Source organism: Methanobrevibacter sp. V74 (assembly GCF_963082495.1).
Taxonomy (GTDB): Archaea; Methanobacteriota; Methanobacteria; order Methanobacteriales; family Methanobacteriaceae; genus Methanocatella.
Genome location: NZ_CAUJAN010000001.1, coordinates 292,880 through 311,164 on the forward strand (window position 1 = coordinate 292,880; position 18,285 = coordinate 311,164).

General features: G+C 31.5%; 12 protein-coding genes. 11 read left to right on the forward strand and 1 reads right to left on the reverse strand.

Going from position 1 to position 18,285, the window contains the following annotated elements; translation table 11 throughout:
• The first annotated feature begins 269 nt into the window (after positions 1 to 269).
• The 3 genes from Q9969_RS01480 to Q9969_RS01490 all read left to right on the forward strand — a co-directional run bounded on the left by Q9969_RS01480 (position 270) and on the right by Q9969_RS01490 (position 9,694).
• Positions 270 to 7,289: a DUF3320 domain-containing protein gene (locus Q9969_RS01480; RefSeq protein ID WP_305553649.1), complete on the forward strand. Its 7,020-nt coding sequence runs from the start codon at positions 270 to 272 to the stop codon at positions 7,287 to 7,289.
• A 9-nt stretch (positions 7,290 to 7,298) separates the two neighbouring features.
• The gene (uvrC, locus tag Q9969_RS01485; protein WP_305553652.1) at positions 7,299 to 9,050 is read left to right on the forward strand and encodes an excinuclease ABC subunit UvrC; all 1,752 of its coding nucleotides are present in this window, start codon (positions 7,299 to 7,301) and stop codon (positions 9,048 to 9,050) included.
• Between the two features lie 101 nt (positions 9,051 to 9,151).
• Positions 9,152 to 9,694 carry a zinc ribbon domain-containing protein gene (locus Q9969_RS01490; RefSeq protein WP_305553655.1) on the forward strand — a complete coding sequence of 181 codons (543 nt, stop codon included), beginning with the start codon at positions 9,152 to 9,154 and terminating at the stop codon, positions 9,692 to 9,694.
• On the opposite strand, the gene Q9969_RS01495 is transcribed toward Q9969_RS01490, so the two are convergent.
• Positions 9,691 to 9,987: a hypothetical protein gene (locus tag Q9969_RS01495; RefSeq protein ID WP_305553660.1), complete on the reverse strand. Its 297-nt coding sequence runs from the start codon at positions 9,985 to 9,987 to the stop codon at positions 9,691 to 9,693. The genes Q9969_RS01490 and Q9969_RS01495 overlap by 4 nt on opposite strands.
• 84 nt (positions 9,988 to 10,071) lie before the next feature.
• Here Q9969_RS01495 and Q9969_RS01500 point away from each other — a divergent pair, with 84 nt between their 5' ends.
• From Q9969_RS01500 to Q9969_RS01535, 8 genes are all read left to right on the forward strand, one after another.
• Positions 10,072 to 11,775 carry an ATP-binding cassette domain-containing protein gene (locus tag Q9969_RS01500; RefSeq protein WP_305553663.1) on the forward strand — a complete coding sequence of 568 codons (1,704 nt, stop codon included), beginning with the start codon at positions 10,072 to 10,074 and terminating at the stop codon, positions 11,773 to 11,775.
• Positions 11,776 to 11,778: 3 nt separating this feature from the next.
• Entirely contained in the window at positions 11,779 to 12,204 is a 426-nt protein-coding gene (locus Q9969_RS01505; RefSeq protein WP_305513523.1) for a universal stress protein, read from the forward strand.
• A gap of 124 nt (positions 12,205 to 12,328) precedes the next feature.
• Positions 12,329 to 12,496 (forward strand): 4Fe-4S binding protein, encoded by a 168-nt coding sequence (locus Q9969_RS01510; RefSeq protein WP_305513524.1) that lies wholly within the window; start codon positions 12,329 to 12,331, stop codon positions 12,494 to 12,496.
• Positions 12,497 to 12,498: 2 nt separating this feature from the next.
• A complete protein-coding gene (locus Q9969_RS01515) occupies positions 12,499 to 13,677 on the forward strand; it encodes an NAD(P)/FAD-dependent oxidoreductase (protein ID WP_305513526.1) in 1,179 nt (392 codons plus the stop codon).
• A gap of 8 nt (positions 13,678 to 13,685) precedes the next feature.
• Positions 13,686 to 14,654, forward strand: a complete 969-nt coding sequence (galE, locus tag Q9969_RS01520) for a UDP-glucose 4-epimerase GalE (RefSeq protein ID WP_305513528.1) — start codon at positions 13,686 to 13,688, stop codon at positions 14,652 to 14,654.
• Positions 14,655 to 14,664: 10 nt separating this feature from the next.
• The gene (locus Q9969_RS01525) at positions 14,665 to 15,555 is read left to right on the forward strand and encodes a hypothetical protein (protein ID WP_305513530.1); all 891 of its coding nucleotides are present in this window, start codon (positions 14,665 to 14,667) and stop codon (positions 15,553 to 15,555) included.
• A gap of 64 nt (positions 15,556 to 15,619) precedes the next feature.
• Positions 15,620 to 17,041, forward strand: coding sequence for an amidophosphoribosyltransferase (purF, locus tag Q9969_RS01530; RefSeq protein WP_305513532.1), 1,422 nt, complete (start codon positions 15,620 to 15,622; stop codon positions 17,039 to 17,041).
• Positions 17,042 to 17,047: 6 nt separating this feature from the next.
• The gene (locus Q9969_RS01535; protein WP_305513534.1) at positions 17,048 to 18,283 is read left to right on the forward strand and encodes a peptidase U32 family protein; all 1,236 of its coding nucleotides are present in this window, start codon (positions 17,048 to 17,050) and stop codon (positions 18,281 to 18,283) included.
• Positions 18,284 to 18,285: the final 2 nt, after the last annotated feature.

Here is an 18,285-nt window from a genome sequence, read left to right on the forward strand (position 1 = left end):
AAATTTAATTTTTCATAATGTTAATTAATCACTTAAGTAGGAATTTAAATTAAAAACAGCCAATATTCTTTTAAAGTTCAAAAAATAGAAATAGTACAATGCTAAAATTTAAAAACACTTAGTTTCAGCGAACATTCATTATTTTACTTCATTTTCAGGCATAAATTTTAGTTATTAGCTTTTTACAACATTTAGAAAACTTTATTAATCAAATAAATTATAGTTATACATACATTCTGAATTTTTTTTACACTTTTTAAAGGGTCATCATGTTAAACAAGTCAAATAATATAATCGAAAAGGAATTTAAAAATTTACGTAGAGAGTTATTGGATTTAACTTTAAGAAATCAACTTCTTAATTTTAAAACAAGGGCTAAAACTATTACTATAGTAAATCAAACACCAATAAATCTTTTTCAAACTTTAGTTTTACAAGACAGTAAAATGTACTTTGTAGCTAATAAAAAGGATAAAATAGAAGATAAATCCTCAGTTTGGGATCATATTCCATTTGATTTTTCAAAGTTTTCAGAAGGAGATAAGAAATTAGCCACTGATTTAACTCCAAAAGAACTCCAAAAAAGGTTATATTACATTAATAACCAAGCAAAAACAATGCTTCAAGAGCAAGGTTATAATATTTTATACTTGGCCATTGGCTTTTTAGAGTGGAAGGATAAATCTAAACCAAAACAAAAGAACAATGCTCCTTTAGTATTGATTCCTGTTGCAATGGAGAGGAAAAAAGTAGGGGAATCATTTAATCTTGAATGGACTGGAGAGGATATTCAGACAAATATTTCACTTAAAGCTAAATTATTGGAAGCGGGCATTGAACTTCCAGATTTTGAATTTAAAAAATATGGTGAAGTCATTGATCATTACATCGCTAGCGTACGCCGTGCAGTATCTAGGATGGATGGATGGAAAGTTAACAGTAATGTAGCTTTAGGTTTCTTTAGTTTTACAAAATTTGTAATGTATAATGATTTAAACCCGGAAGCATGGGAAGATAATGTTGATTTAACTAAAAACGAATTAATACAAGCTATTTTTAATCCTGCTAAAAATAATCAAGAAGCTTTTAGAGAAGAAGATATTGATACTCAATTAGAATATCAAAACATGTATCAGGTTCTTGATGCTGATTCATCTCAAATTGCAGCTATCCAGGATGTTAAAGCAGGTAGAAATTTAGTTGTAGAAGGACCTCCGGGAACTGGTAAATCACAAACAATCGTAAATTTAATAGCTGAATTATTGGCAGAAGGCAAATCAGTTTTATTTGTTTCAGAAAAAATGGCAGCATTGGATGTTGTAAAAGACAGATTGACTGCAGTTGGTTTAGGTAAATTCGTTTTAGAATTACATTCACATAAAACAAGACGTAAAAAATTCCTTAAAGACTTGCAAAAGGCTACAAATGTACGTGCTCAAGAGCCTTTAAATATCGATAATACCATTCGCAAATTAGAAACTTTACGTCGTCAACTTGATGATTATTCTCAAATTATTCATAAACCTGCATTTGCAGTTAATTTAACTCCATTCCAATTATATGGGATGAAAGAATCAGCTGATGACCATTTTGCTAGAAAAGATGCTTTAATGCCATTAGTCAGATTTGAAAATCCTGAAAGTGTTACTTTAAAAGATTTGGATGATATGAAAATAGCTTTGGAAAATCTATCTGAATTATATCAAACAATTTCTAAGGAGAATCCATGGAGCAAATGCGCTCCTAAAAGTTTGCTTCCAGCTGATTTAAGAGAAATAGAAATGCTTATTAATGATACTCTTCATGCGCTGGATACTTTCTTGGTGGAACGTGGAAGGGTTTATGATATTTATGGAATTAAAAAACCAAATACTTTAAATGAGTTTCAAAATTCTCTATCTGCCTTTGAAATAATCAAATCTCAAAATGCAGAATCGATTGACGGAAATATAATTAAATCAGGGGCATGGAATAATAATACTGATGATGCATTTAGATTGATTCAGGAGCTTGAAAAATACCAAAGATCCGCACCGGCATTAAATAAATTTAATCAAAGTATCCTACAGGCAGATATTGATAGGTTAATATATGAGTTACAGCATTTATCCACTAAGAAATTCCGTTTATTTAGCAGTAAACAACATATTGAAATTGTTGATAGATATTATGCCATTCAAGTTCCAGACAGTATCAGTGAAATCATAAATGATCTGCAACAAGTAAAAGCCGTAATTCACATGAGAAAAACTTTAGAAATCAATAGTCCTTTAGGTCAAAAATATTATGGAGGATATTGGCATCTAAATGCAAATCCTAATGATTTAAAAGCTATTGCTAGTTGGATGAATGAATTTACTGCATTAGTTAGGGAAGGAACATTTTCACAGAATACCATTGACTTAATGAGTAAAGATTTATTTGATATTAATCCTGAAAGAGATTTATCTGAGTATATTGATTCTGGTGAAGAATTCGTAAGAGTCTTATCAAGACTTAAAGATAAATTAAATCCAAGAAGTAAATTAATCTTTAAACGGGAAACCGGGGATGTACAATTTGAAGCATGGCAAGAACAGTTGTATAATTGGAGAGGACAACTATCAAGTCTTCATTTATGGTCCCAATACTTGAATACTAAAAATGCACTTAAAAGCTCTAATGCTAAAATGTTTGTGGATTCAATTGAAAAGAGAAACATTAAAAAAGAGGATATTGAAGCATTAGTTGAAGGAAACTTCGCAGATTCACTTTTAAATATATTATTCCTTGAAAATCATGAACTTGCAACATTTGTTGGTGAATTACATGAAAATCGTATTCGTGAATTTAAGGATTTAGATAAAAAGATTTTAACACTAAACCGTAAAAGAATTTACCATAAATTAAACAGCAATATTCCAAAGATATTTGGAGGAACAGAAAATCCACAAGCAAAAATATTAGCTGGAGAGTTTACAAGAAAAAGTGGGCACATGCCAGTTAGAAAACTCTTGGAAAAAACTGGTGGAATGATAAAACAAATTAAACCTTGTTTTATGATGAGTCCATTGTCTATTGCCCAATACTTAGATCCGACAAATGAGGAATTGCAATTTGATGTTGTTATTTTTGACGAAGCAAGTCAAGTTAAACCAGAAGATGCATTAGGTGCATTTATGAGAGGAAAAACTGCTGTAGTTATGGGGGATACTCAACAATTGCCTCCAACATCATTTTTCGACCAAATGTCTGATGCTGAAAGCGATGAAGAAGAGGCAACCTCTCTTGACATGGAAAGTATTTTACATTTATGTAAATTATCATTCCCAGTTAAAATGCTTAAATGGCACTATCGTTCACGCCATGAATCCTTAATTTCCGTATCAAATCGTGAATTTTATGATGATGACTTGTTAGTTTATCCTTCACCTTCACATTCAGATCCTGAACTTGGTTTAAAATTTAGATATAATCCAAATACTGTATATTTAAGAGGAACATCATCTAAAAATCCTATAGAGGCAAAAGATGTTGTTGATGAAATATTCAATCACTTTGAAAAGTATGGTGATAGTAAAAGTTTAGGTGTTGGAACATTTTCTGTTGCTCAGAAAAATGCAATCTTAGAGGAATTAGAGGTAAAACGTAAAGAACACCCGGAATATGAACCATTGTTCTCAGATAACAAGGAAGAACGTTTCTTTGTCAAAAACCTTGAAACAATTCAGGGAGATGAAAGGGATGTTATTTTGATTAGTGTAGGTTATGGTTATGACCAAGACCGTAAAATGTCTCTTAATTTTGGTCCACTAAACCAAGATGGTGGAGAAAGAAGATTAAATGTATTAATCACACGTGCAAGAGAGAAATGCGTAGTATTCTCAAACTTTAAAGCTCATGATATGAATCTAACAGCTAACCCACCATATGGTGTCAAATCATTAAAAGAATTCTTGGAATATGCAGAAAACTTAACACTTGGAACTCAAAAGGTTAGTGAATCAACTAAAGAACCTTTTGAAGATGCAATAGCAAGCTTTTTACAAGAAAATGGTTATACTGTTGACAAAAATATTGGTTGTGCGGGTTTTAGAGTGGATTTAGCTATTGTTGATGATGAAAATCCTGGAAAATATATTTTGGGAATTACAACTGATGGAAAAATGTATTCATCAAGTAAAGTAGCTCGGGACAGGGACAGGCTTCGTGAACAAGTATTAACTGGTTTAGGTTGGAAACTATATCACTTATGGTCTACTGATTGGTATAGAAACAGAGACTTAGGTCGTAAAAAATTATTAGAAAACGTTGAAAAATCTATCAAAGCGTCTCGTGAAGAAGAAAGATGTAGGTCTGAAGAAGAGAAAAGATTAGCTGAAAAAAGAAGATTGGAAGCTGAAAAGAAAGCTGAAGAATTACGTATTGCTCATGAAAAAGAAGAAGCTGAAAGAAAAGCGAAAGAAGAAGAGGAAGCTAATGAAATCAACATTGAAGATATTGGACCTGCTGACTTTGTTGAAGTTGAAAAAGTAGATGATGGAGATATTTTAGAAAAGCCTATTGATGTAAGTAAACTTAATCCCTCAGATTTATTCGGCAATGAGGATGAAGTTAATCCCTCAATTAATAATGACGAATCAGAAGTTAAAGGGGAATCTGAATTTGTCAGTGTTGAAATGCCTAAAAGTGAATTTGGAGAAGATGACTCGGAATTTGTCAGTGTTGAATCTCCTAGTGATGATGAAGAAATTCAAGGTAGTGATGAGTTATCAGACAGTAGTGAAGTTGAAAATTCTAGCAGTGAGGAAGAAGTTCACAAACGTGATGATTTAGTGGACAGTAGTGAAGTTGAAGCTTCTGGTGGTGATGAAGACACTCCAAAATCAAGTGATAATGCTAAAATAGGTGAATTTAATGAGGAGATATCTGCAGAAGATAATGCTGATGAAGATGTTGGATCTCAATCTTTAGGCAATAAAATAAAATCATTTATTAATCCTAATTCTGCCGAAGAAGAGGATAAAAAAGTATCATTCTTTGATTCTCTTAAATTCCATAAAGATTTAGGTGATAATTCTAATTTGGATGATGATTTAAAACCTAATTTGGATGAAACTCCCGATATTGATGTTAATTCTAGAGAGGAGTCTATAGTTGATAATAAAGTGGATTTAGGTTCTGATGATGATTATATTCCTGTTGACCATAATGAGGAGGTAGTTGAAAAGACAACAACTAAAGAAGTTCCGAATGTGAAATTTAGCAGTAAAATAGACAAAGATATTAAAGAACCTATTGTTGAAGAAAAACCTAAAAAAGGTTTAAAAACTAATGCTAATAAAAAGTCTTCCTCTAAAAAAGATAAAAATCTTCATATTGTTCCTGATGTTACTCCTGAAAAAGAACATGTAATTGATGATAAAGTGGATTTGGGTTCTGATGATGATTATATTATTGTTGATCATAGTGATGATGAAGATTTGAGTTTTAATATTAAACCTGAAGAAAAGGTTGATTTAGGTTCTGATGATGATTATATTGTTGTTGATCATGGTGGTAGTGATGTGGAATCTGATATTGATGAAAGGGTTGATTTAGGTTCTGATGATGATTATATTGTTGTTGATCATGGTGGTGATGATGTAAGTTCTAATGATGTGTCTAATGAAGAAAAGAATTTAGCATCAGATGATAACTCACAGATAATGGATAAACAACCAGTAAATAGCAAATCTAAACATTCAAATTTCGTAAAATCAATTATATCTGATGTTGTAGTCGGAGAAACTAAATTAAAACCTCAGGAAGTTAAAACGGTTAAAGGAGAATTCATTGATGATGTCACAGAATTGCACAAACCATCTCCTAAGGAGGATTTTGTTGTAGAAGCTGAAATTGTTAATGATGATGATTCCTATGCTTTGGGAGATGATTCAGAAGATGAATTGAACATATTCAATGATAATTTGCCTGATTGGGATAATGATGATTCCGATGATATTTTAAACATTGTTGAAGATGCTAAAAAAGAGTACATTGATGAAACTTTTGATAATATTGAAATCGATGGTGATAAAAAAGTATTTGATTTGGAAGATGATGATTCCAATGAAGAATATGACATTAACGAATCAGAAAGTGAAACTCCAAAAATCGATAATAATGATGTGGAAATTCAAGATGCTGAAACTTCGGAGGTAGTTGAAGAAACTGATATAAACGAAGCTACAGGTGATGGAGTTACTTATTATCAAGGTTCAAATGATGTTACAAGTAAACTTAGAAAAAACAATTTCTACTATGAAGATGAAAAGCCTAGAACCGTAAAAGAGTCTATAAAAGGAATTAAAAAAGACATGGCATATATTAATAAATCTTTAAAGGAAATTGAAAACCCAACGCAAATTGATTATGTTTCTGTAGTTGACAGAACTGAAGAATATGATCCTGCTGACTATTTAAATATGCCTGAGGATGATTCTGATTTAATAATTGAAAAGGAAGAAGGATTAACTTTCGCTGAAAAAGAAGAGCAAAGAATTGAAAAAGAAATGAAAATGGAAGCTCTTAAAAAAGAAATCGAAAGCGATGAAGATGTTATTGTTCCGGTTCATGAACAACATAGAAGAGAAGATTTGAAAGACCAAGATTTGGAGGACATTATTCTATCAGCTAATGAAGATTACAAACAAATTGAAAAAGAAAGACACAGACAGGATAATCAATTAAAAGCTTTTGATAATCATAAATTGCCGGGTAAAAAGAAACTCGAATCCAATATTTTTAATTATGTTCAATCTGGAGACATTGGTCTTAGTTCATCAGATGATTTATATAAAAAGTCTATTGATACTGTGGCTGATAGTGTTAAATTAATTGTTGATATTGAAGGTCCAATTCATGTTAATGAAGTAACAAAAAGAATTAAAGATAGTTGCCATATTAAACGGGCCGGATCTAAATTGAAAAAAACTGTTAATGCTGCCATTGATAATGCAGAAAGCACTGGAAGCATTATCAAAATTGGGGACTTTTTATATGATGCTTCAAATAATAATGTAGTTATTAGAAAAAGGGATAAACCAAACATTGAATTAATCTCTGATGAGGAAATAGCTAAAAGTATTGAGCTTGTATTGACTTATAATAAAAATATCACTACTGGTCAAATTGCAAAAAAGACCTCACGTAATTTTGGATTTAAATCAACATCTAAAAAGACAGCTTCAAGAATTAATAGTGTTTTGGATTTAATGATAGCAAATAACACTGTTAAAATCACTGATGATATTGTTGAACTTAATTAGGTGATTTAAATGTCCACCAAAGTTAAATCCCCTGATAATTTACCGAATAAACCTGGTGTCTACATAATGCGTGATTCAACAGACACCATTATTTACATCGGCAAAGCAAAAAACCTCATTAAAAGGGTTAAATCTTATTTTAGGGAAAAACTTGACAGGCCTAAAACTCAAATTTTAATGAGTCATTTTGATAGTTTAGAATATATTGTAACTAATTCTGAAAAAGAAGCTTTGATTTTAGAAGCTACTCTAATCAAAAAACACAGACCAAGATACAATGTTCAGCTTAAAGATGATAAACGCTACCCTTATGTTAAAATAACTGAAGAGGAGTTTCCTCGTTTAGTTATTACACGAAACATAACTAAAAATGGAATCTATTATGGTCCTTTTACGGATGTTGGTTCTGTAAAACAAACTGTTAAATTTTTAAAATCATTATTTAAAATAAGAACTTGCCGCAATATGGATGGGCCTTGTTTAAATTATCAAATTGATTTATGTTACGCACCATGTGATGGTAAAATCTCTAAAGAGGAATATTCTGAAATTATTCACAAAATCGATTTATTTTTCCAAGGAAAATACTCAACAATTGTTAAAAATTTAAAAAAAGAAATGATACAAGCTTCTGAAAATGAGGAATTTGAAAAAGCAGCTGTTATAAGAGACCAAATTGCATCAATTGAAGAGATTATGGAAAAACAATTTGTTGATTTGGTTGATGATGATTTAGACCAAGATGTAGTAGCTATTGCACCTGGCGAAAATGAGGTGGTAGTTATTATAATGCCGATTAGAAATGGTAAGATTGTTGGACGTGATGACTTTTTAATGAGTGCATCGGAATATGATTCATCATCTGAAATTATCTCTGCTTTTATCCAACAATATTATGGTTATAATCGTCATATTCCAAAGCAAATTCTTTTAGATGAAGATATTGAGGATAAGGATTTGCTTCAAGATTGGTTAAGTGATTTAAGAGGAAATAAAGTTAAAATAAAAGTTCCTCAAAAAGGTGTTAAATTAAGGCTTGTTAAAATGGCTAAGAAAAATGCTGAAATCATCAAACATCAAAAGAAAAAGATGGAATCATCATTAATTGAGCTTAAAAAATACCTTAAGCTTGATAAATCGCCTCGTGTAATTGAAGGATATGATATTAGTAATATTTCAGGCAAGTTTGCTGTTGGTTCAAAGGTATCTTTTAAAGATGGCAAACCTAATAAAAAAATGTATAAACATTTTAAGATGAAAACTCCCGGTCCCAACGATTTTGCAATGATGGAGGAATTATTGACTCGTAGATTAAAAATGGTTGATCGTGACCCCGAACCAGATTTAATAGTCATTGATGGGGGTAAAGGACAACTAGGTATGGCATATGGAGTTTTAGAAAAATTAAATCTCACACATATTCCAATTATAGGTCTTGCTAAAGAGTTTGAAGAAGTATTCACTCCAAATTCCAGTCGCCCAGTTATTATTCCAAAAAACAATAAAGCATTATACTTGCTTCAGCAAGTGCGTGATGAATCTCATAGATTTGCAATAACCTATCACAGAAAGCTTCGCAGCAAGAATATTTCATCCTCTTCACTTGATGATATAGTTGGTGTGGGTAAAAAAAGAAAGATTGCTCTTTTAAAAGAATTTGAAAGTATTGAAAACATTAAAAATGCTTCATTGGAGCAATTATCTAAAACAGAGGGCATTAATCAAAAAACGGCTGAAAATGTCTATAATTATTATCACTAACTTATATGTATTTTTTATGAAAAAATACTAGTTTTGCATTAACTTTAAATATAAGTATTTTTATAATGTTTTTATAATTGATATAAAAAAGGTTATGGTATATGGTAAAATGTCCGCGGTGTGGATATGAGAATTCATCCACAGCCGTATATTGTGATAACTGTACTTATTTACTTTCCGACTCTGATGGTAATAAAATAAAAAATACAAAAAGAGAAAGTAGTTGGAATATGAGTATAGGTAAAAAAATCGTAATAGTGTTGGGGATTATTGTTATAGCATTTTTATTATTCTCTTTTGTTTATAATAGTACTCAACCGTCAAATCAAGATTCATTAAATATTGTTTCTGATGATGGAAGTAATCACCAGACTTCTTCTTATCCTTATAAAACAGTAATCCAATATGGAGGCAGTTGGTATGCTGAAATGGGTGATCCAAATTATCTTGTAAAAGAATCAGGTTATGGTAATAAACGTTTTACACTTGATTGTGCTGCATGGGAAAGAGTTTCTCTTGATGTTCAAAAACAGGATTATGGTGAAGGAGAACTTAAAGTTCAATTATTGAGAAATGGTGAGGTGGTAGCTGAAAATTCAACTACTCAATCTAATGGAAGAATTGTAATTAACTACAATTATTAAAATTCCTTAATCCTATCTTCTAGAAGTTCGACTAATTCATCGGTTTTGTAAATCCTGATTTCCTGTGAATCTTTATCTTGAAATATTTTGATAAAGGTAATTAGGTCGTTACATAATTGGTCATATTGGATACTTAGTGTGTTAAAGTTATTTAGTAGTCCAAATGCTTTTTGCTGGTCTAATTTAGAGTTGTCTCTTAAAATCCTTTCAATATTAGCAAAATGTGTTTCAATCATGATTTTTTCTTCTTCTAAACTGTTCATGTATTCTTGAATTTTAGTGTCGCTAGCCATTTTCATCACTTATTTTAATTTTAATTATTAACATATAAATAGTTTCAAAAATATACCTTAATAAAGTATAAAGGGGCATTAATAATGATAAAAGTTGAAAATGTAAGTAAAGAATATGAATTAGCTGATGGAACTAAAGTTCCTGCTCTTAAAGATGTTAGTTTTGAAGTTAAAGAAGGTGAAATTCTTGGAATCATGGGAAAAAGTGGGTCTGGTAAAACAACACTTTTAAGAGCATTAAGAGGTGTTGAACATATTGATGATGGTAGTATTGAAGTTGGTAAAGTGAAAGTAACTTCCACATCTTCTCAATTTTATTATAATAATCTTAAAAAAGAAACTGCAATTCATCTTCAAAGATCTTTTGGGTTATGGCCGGATACAGTACGTGAAAATGTTTTAAGAAAATTATATGCACGTAAATACTTTGATGAAGGAGATACTAATTTTGAAATAGCAGAAAGTGAATTTGGCCATGAAGCTGATGAACTATTGGAATTGGTTTCACTTACTCATAAAGCTGATCATTATGCATCTGTTTTAAGTGGTGGTGAAAAACAAAGGCTTATCATGGCAAGACAGCTTGCAAAACAACCTAAAGCTTTACTTCTTGATGAACCTGCAACTATGGCATGCCCCAGAACAAAACAAGAAATTTTAGATGCGGTTAAAAAAATCAACAAGGAATTAAATATTACAGTTATTATTGTTTCTCATTTGCCTGATGTTCAAAAATACTTAGCTGATAGGGTAATTTTACTTGAAGACGGTGAAATTGCTGATGAAGGTTCAACAGATGAAATCTGTGATACGTTCATGAGAGATATGGATGATATTGTGGATATTCAAAATATTTCAACTGATGAAGACGTTATTGATGTAAAGGATATTTATAAAAGATTCTACCTATTAACTGGTGGTGAAGTTCTTCAAATTGAAGATATTAACTTTAAGGTACGAAATGGGAATATCTTAAGTATTATTGGTCCAAGTGGGTCTGGTAAAACTGTACTTTTAAGAATGCTTGGAGGATTAGATGATCCTGATGAAGGAGAAGTATTATATAAAGTAGAAGATGGCTGGGCTGATATTGACATTCCGGGATTGAATCGTATGAAAATACGTTCTAAATTAGGTTTCATGCATCAAGAATTTGCTTTAAGTCATTATGCAACGGTTCTCGATCAATTAGCTACACGTCTCGGATATAAAAATCAGGATATTGTTAAAGAAGCAAAAGTGAGAGCTAAAAAATTAGGATTAAGTGAAGAGTTGTTAGATTCATTTTATTTATTAACTGATTTGCCTGAAACTGAAGCTAAGGAACGTTTAAGACAAATTAATCTTGATGGTGAAATTTTAAATGATCTGTTCCCAAGATTCCCTGAAACTGCTACAAAAGAAGCTGTTGCGGATATCTTTGAAAGTCTTGACTTAGATATGGATATTTTATTTAGAAAATCCTATGAACTGTCTGGTGGTCAAAAAGTACGTGTAATGCTTGCTTTAATATTAGTTTCAAGACCTAAATTCTTACTTTTAGATGAACCATTTGGAGATTTAGATCCGATTACTTTAAGAGATGTAACTAATGCTTTAAAATCAATTTCAAAAGAATATGGTATTACAATAGTCATGATTTCACATAATACTGATTTTATTAAAGAATTATCCGACAGAGCAATATTTATGGATGAAGGTAAAATCATAGAGGATAGTGGAAATATTGATGAAATAGTGGATAATTTCATTGATTTCTGTCATGCAGATTATTTAAAAGGAGATTAATTAATGTTTGATATTATTGCAGTTCCGGTTGATGGTTCTGAATATGGATCTAAAGCGGCTGATGTAGCTATTGAAATAGCTCGGAAATTTAACTCAAAAATAGCCGCTGTACATGTTCTTGAAGAATTTTCATTAAATAGTTACGATTCAGAAGAGGATTCTGGTGATGAACTTTTAGGAAAAATCACTGATAAAGCTTCAAAAGCAGGTGTTGATGTGGTTGAACATTTACTTACAGCAGATCCTTTAAGGGACATGAAATTTGTCATTGACCAAACAAGAGCAGATTTAGTGGTTATCCATGCCCATGGGGCAAATAATAACAGGTTTGTTTCATTTGATAAAAACTGTGTTTCAGATACTCAAATTGGTTCAGTCTCAGAAAGACTTTTGAGAACTTCTGATGTTCCGGTATTGTTAGTAAAATAACACTTTAAAATTATTTTTTTTATTTATATTCTCTTTTTTGCTTATTTCTAACTAAATATTTAAATAATATAAGAATCTATATTATTCATAAAATAAACTATTTATATTGAATGGAGATATTTTTATGATTGTTAAAGATTGGTGTTCATTCTGTGGAGAATGTGCAGGTGTTTGTCCAAAAAATTTAATTCAAGTAAGAGAGTATAGTCTAGTATTTAACGAAGATAACTGTAAAGAATGCTCAATTTGTATTGAAGCATGTCCTATTGATGCTTTAGAAAGGGAGGACTAAGTATGATTGAAACTGATGTAATTGTAGTAGGTTCCGGACCTGCAGGTTCAAGCGCAGCAAAACACGCTGCTTTAGGCGGAGCAAAAGTAATTTTAATGGATAAAAAATCCGAAATTGGATCTCCAAAGAGATGTGCTGAAGGAGTTTCAATTGAAGGGCTTGAAAAATTAGGTATCGAACCTTCTCCAAGGTGGGTTACTCAAGAAATCGAAGGTGTAAGAATACAAACTCCTGATGGAACTGATGTGTGGTTAACTAGTGATGAAGTAAAATTACCTGAAGCTGGATATATTCTTGAAAGAAAAGTATTTGATAAACACATGGCAATGGATGCAGCTAGAGCAGGTGCTGAAATTAAAATTAAAACTTTAGTAACTGGTGTTGAAAAAATCAATGATGGATACATTGTTGAAACTGAATCAATGGGCGAGAAAATAGACTATAAATGTAAAATTTTAATTGCAGCTGATGGTCCTGAAGGACATATTGCAAGATGGGCAGGTCTTAGACCAGCAGCAAAAGCTAAAGAAATGGAATCTGGGGTTCAATATGAAATGTGTAATGTTGAGTTTGAAAGGCCGGGAATTATTGAATTTTACTTAGGTTCATGTGCTCCTGGTGGATACGTCTGGATTTTTCCTAAAGGAGATGACATTGCTAATGTTGGTTTAGCAGTATTGCCTCATAAAGCTGAAAAAACAGCTAAAGAATATTTAGATGATTTTGTAGCTACATGTCCTTACTTAAAAAATGCTCAGGCTGTTGAATTAAATGTTGGCGGAGACCCTGTCGGTGGAATGACTAAAAAATTATACGATGATAATATTTTAGTATGTGGGGATGCGGCAGGACAAGTAAATCCATTAACTGGTGGAGGAATTATCTCTGGCATGACTGGAGGAATGTGTGCAGGTCAAGTGGCAGCTCAAGCTATTAAAGAAGATTGTTCTAAAAAATTCTTAAAACAATATGATAAAATGGCTCATGAAGCTCTTGATCATGATATTAAAAGATATAAAAAAGTACAAGAATACTTACTCACTTTATCTGATAGTGAACTAAATAGTATTGCTCATGCATTCCAAGGTGAAAGCTTTGAGAAAATTTCAACTACTGAAATTGTTCAAAAATTAATTAAAATCTCTCCAAAAGCATTACTTAAATTGGGTAAATTTATTTAGGTGTTTAAATGATTTTAGTTACTGGTGGTGCAGGTTATATTGGTTCTCATACAAATAAAGCATTGCACAATGCAGGTTATGGGACTGTTGTTTTAGATAATCTCTCAAATGGTTATGAAAATTTCGTAAAATGGGGAAACTTAGAAAACTGTGACATTGGAAGTAGTGATTTAAGTGAAATTTTTGAAAAATATGACATAGAGGGAGTTATCCATTTTGCAGGGTTTATATCAGTAGCTGAATCTGTTGAAATGCCTCAAAAATATCTTAAAAATAATTATAAAAATACTCTTAATCTCCTTAGGGTAATGCGGGAGTATAATGTAAATAAATTTATTTTTTCATCAACTGCAGCTGTTTATGGAACTCCGGAAAAGATTCCAATTACTGAAGATTCAGATTTAAAACCTATAAATCCTTATGGGCAGTCTAAATGGTTAGTTGAAAAAGCTCTTGAAAGAGAAGCTCAAAAAGGCGATTTCAATTATGTTGCATTAAGATACTTTAATGCATCTGGATGTGACTTTGATGGTGAGATTGGGGAATTGCATGATCCTGAAACCCATTTAATACCGTTAATATTAGATGCGGCTATTGGAAAACGTGATTGCATATACATTTACGGGGAGGATTATGACACTCCTGATGGAACTTGTATTCGTGATTACATTCATGTAGATGACCTTGCAGATGCACATATTAAGGCATATGAATATTTATGCAATAATGGAAAATCCGATGTGTTTAATTTAGGGAATGGTCAGGGATTTTCTGTTCGTGAAGTAATTGAAATGTGTAAAAAAGTCACTAAAAAAGACTTTGAAGTTAAAGTTGGACAACGTCGTGAAGGAGACCCTGACAGATTAGTAGCGGATTCTTCTAAAATTCAAAATAATCTTGGTTGGACTCCAAAATATGATTTAGAAAAAATTGTAGAGTCCTCTTGGAAATGGCATCAAAAAATTAATGGAATTTAGGTAATAGTATATGGAAAGCGAAACTCATGAATCTAAAATTGATGTTCGTATAATTGTAAGTGGTTTGGATGTTGCACAGCTTGTATCAAAAGCCGTTAACAATATTCAACTTGCAAATGATTACAATATTATTGTTTCATCAATTATACCAACAGTGGAATTGAACATTGTTAAAAAAGTAGCTAGTGGTGCTGATATTTTACTCATTGGCGGTTATGGTCATGATGAAACATATAATATCCTATTTAATGAATTAAAAACTGATTTTAACAATATTGGATTGTTTGATTATAATAATATTATTGTTGAAGACGAATCTATTGATTTTAATTTGGCTGAAAAAGAGATTTTAAATTCAATAATAAAATCAACATTATCCTATTCTTTAAATTTAATTAACATCCATACTTTGGAAAATAAACTGATGAAAGTAACCCATAACTATAATAATCTTTTAGATGATTATAATCAACTTTTAAAAGAACAAGAAGTAATAACTCGTGAAAATAGTGATTTGCGTGAAGATTTTGATGAGATTAAAGCAGATTATTCCGTATTCAAATCACGTTATGAGGATATTTATTCAAGAGAAATTTTAGAAATTTTTAATTTAAATGAATTGTGGCAGGATAATTTTCATCAAGATTTGGTTGATGAGAAAAGGATTGTAATTGCTACAAACAAGTTTAAACCTGATAATATCATTGTTGGACAAGGTTACATTGCTGCGGAATCTAGAAATAAAGCAATTGAATGGTTAAATATTGTTAGAACTGCATTAATATTTGTTGATGATAATAGTGATGATTTAAAAAGAGAATTAAGTTCTGAAGAGACAAAATCTCCTGAAGTTGATGAGGAATATGAAATCCCTAACTCTTTTGAAAACTTTTGGGAATGAAACATTAATTATTTTATACTAGTTTGACTAAAAATACTATTATATTTTAAATTGGAGTTAGCACATGCAAGGCGAAATGGAAGACAAGTGTGGTATTGTTGGATTTCATTCTAAAGATGAATCTAAGGATGTTGCATCATTAGTTTATTATTGTTTATATGCTTTACAGCACAGAGGTCAGGAATCAGCAGGAATAGCTACTTTTAATCCTAAAAAAGGTTTAAATTATTACTGCGGTATGGGTTTAATCACTGATGTTTTCAAAGACTATGAAATTCAAAATTTGTCAGGTAGTATGGCTGTTGGTCATGTAAGATATTCAACCACTGGCCAGTCAAAACTTGAAAACTCTCAACCTTTTGTAACTGATTTTGATGATGGATTTATAGCGATGGCTCATAATGGGGATATTGTTAATTCAGCAGAATTGAGGGAAGAATTAATTGCTGAAGGTTATGAATTCAAATCTGACACTGATTCTGAAGTAATATGTTATATGCTTAAAAATGAGCATTACTATAACAATAAAAGTATCATCGATTCAATAGAATCTGTAACAAAAAAACTTGTTGGATCTTATGCTTTAACAATACTTGTCAATGGTGAATTGTATGGTGTGAGGGATCCTATGGGAATCAAACCTCTTGCAGTTGCTAAGCGAGGTGATGATTATATTCTAGCTTCTGAAACTGTTGCTTTTGACGTAATCAATGCTAAATACATCAGGGATATTGTTCCTGGGGAAGTTGTTTACTTTGACAATAATGAAATTAACTCCCATATGTTAGAAATTGCTGATAAATGTGGTTTGTCACATTGCATGTTTGAATATGTTTATTTTGCAAGACCTGATAGTACCATTGATGGTATTAATGTTTATCAGACTAGGATGAATATCGGCAAGCAATTATATGAATTATATCCTATTGATGCAGATGTGGTAATTCCAGTTCCTGATTCATCAATTCCTGCTGCTATTGGATTTTCTAGAGCTTCTGGAATTCCTTACGGTGAGGGATTAATTAAAAACCGTTATGTTGGAAGAACATTTATCATGCCGACTCAAGAAGAACGGGAATTGGCTGTTAGACTTAAATTAAATCCTATAAAAGAAGCCATTAAAGGCAAAAAGATTATTTTAATTGATGACAGTATTGTAAGAGGAACCACCTCTAAAAAATTATTAGATCTTGTAAAAGAATCCGAACCGGCTGAAATACACTTTTTAGTAGGATGTCCTCCTGTAATTTCTCCATGTTACTATGGTGTTGCAATGGCAACTAAAAAAGAGTTGATTGCAGCTAATTATGGCATTGAAGAAATTAAAGAGCAATTAGACATTGATACTTTAGGATACATTACTTTGCATGCTTTAGTTGAAGCCATTGGTATGCCTGAAGAAAATCTATGTTTGGGATGTCTTAATGAGAGATATCCTACAGAACTTCCTGAGGGTATTGAAGCTGAAACTTATTATAAACCTTAGATAATCATGGTTGAATTATTAGCTCCTGCAGGGAATTTTATTTCGCTACGCGCTGTTTTAGAAAATGGTGCTGATGCAGTTTACTTGGGTCTTGATGATTATAATATGAGGGCCAATGCTAAAAATTTCTCTTTAAATGATTTAAATGAAGTTTCTAAAATTTCTAAAGAATATGGGGCTAAAACTTATTTATGTACAAATATTATTTTAAATGAATCTTTAGCATGTCAATTGGAAGATAGCTTAGAGAAAATCTCCTCATCAGAAATTGACGGACTTATTTTATCTGACATTGGATTGATTGAAGATACTGTTTCACATGGTCTTGAAGCACATATCAGCGTTCAGGAAAATGTTACTAACTCATACACTCTTAAAACCCTTAAGAAATTAGGAGCTAAAAGGGCTATTTTATCTCGTGAGCTTTCCCTGGCTGAAATTACGGATATTACTCGCAAATCTCCAATTGAAACTGAGATTTTTATTCATGGTGCAATTTGCATGGCAATTTCTGGAAGGTGTTTTTTAAGCTATGGGTTGTATGGAAGAAGTGCTAATTGTGGGGACTGTTTACAGCCTTGCCGTAAAAACTGGACATTAACATATGAGGAAGGTGAGGATAATGTTGTTAATTTCTCTGATGTTGAAGATGAGAGTTTTATTATCTCCGGTAGTGATGATGGAAGTTATAGAACCAACTTTTTTTCACCAAAAGACATGTGCATGATCGAATACATTCCCGAGTTAATGAAAAGTGGTGTTGCATCATTTAAAATTGAAGGAAGAGCTAGAAGTCCTGATTATGGTGCTATGGTTACAGGAATGTACAGGCAAGCTATTGATAGCTATTCAGATAATCCAACTGGCTATGAAGTTAGGTCAGAGTGGATGGATGAATTAACAAGTGTGTTCAATCGTGGATTTGACACTAATTTTTACTTCAGCACTCCATTTGAGATAAGTGAGGATAACCAATCGAAATATATTAAAAAAGACATTGGTCAGGTGGTTAACTACTACAATAAAGTTAAGGCAGCAGAGCTTAGAATTTGGGATGATTTGAAGCTGGGGGATAAAATCATAATTCAAGGTAAAACTACAGGATCTATTACTCACACAATCGAATCCATGCAGATTGAAGGAAAATCTGTTGAAAGTGTAAATAAAGGTTGTAATGTGGCAATAGCTATTCCAGATAAAGTTCGCCAAAACGATTTTGTATATAAATTAATTAAAACATAATG

Coding starts and splice junctions, on each gene's coding strand:
- galE (WP_305513528.1), top strand. CDS start 13,686: ATGATTTTAGTTACTGGTGGTGCAGGTTATATTGGTTCTCATACAAAT.
- Q9969_RS01480 (WP_305553649.1), top strand. CDS start 270: ATGTTAAACAAGTCAAATAATATAATCGAAAAGGAATTTAAAAATTTA.
- Q9969_RS01500 (WP_305553663.1), top strand. CDS start 10,072: ATGATAAAAGTTGAAAATGTAAGTAAAGAATATGAATTAGCTGATGGA.
- Q9969_RS01505 (WP_305513523.1), top strand. CDS start 11,779: ATGTTTGATATTATTGCAGTTCCGGTTGATGGTTCTGAATATGGATCT.
- uvrC (WP_305553652.1), top strand. CDS start 7,299: ATGTCCACCAAAGTTAAATCCCCTGATAATTTACCGAATAAACCTGGT.
- Q9969_RS01535 (WP_305513534.1), top strand. CDS start 17,048: ATGGTTGAATTATTAGCTCCTGCAGGGAATTTTATTTCGCTACGCGCT.
- Q9969_RS01495 (WP_305553660.1), bottom strand. CDS start 9,987: ATGGCTAGCGACACTAAAATTCAAGAATACATGAACAGTTTAGAAGAA.
- Q9969_RS01510 (WP_305513524.1), top strand. CDS start 12,329: ATGATTGTTAAAGATTGGTGTTCATTCTGTGGAGAATGTGCAGGTGTT.
- Q9969_RS01515 (WP_305513526.1), top strand. CDS start 12,499: ATGATTGAAACTGATGTAATTGTAGTAGGTTCCGGACCTGCAGGTTCA.
- Q9969_RS01525 (WP_305513530.1), top strand. CDS start 14,665: ATGGAAAGCGAAACTCATGAATCTAAAATTGATGTTCGTATAATTGTA.
- Q9969_RS01490 (WP_305553655.1), top strand. CDS start 9,152: ATGGTAAAATGTCCGCGGTGTGGATATGAGAATTCATCCACAGCCGTA.
- purF (WP_305513532.1), top strand. CDS start 15,620: ATGCAAGGCGAAATGGAAGACAAGTGTGGTATTGTTGGATTTCATTCT.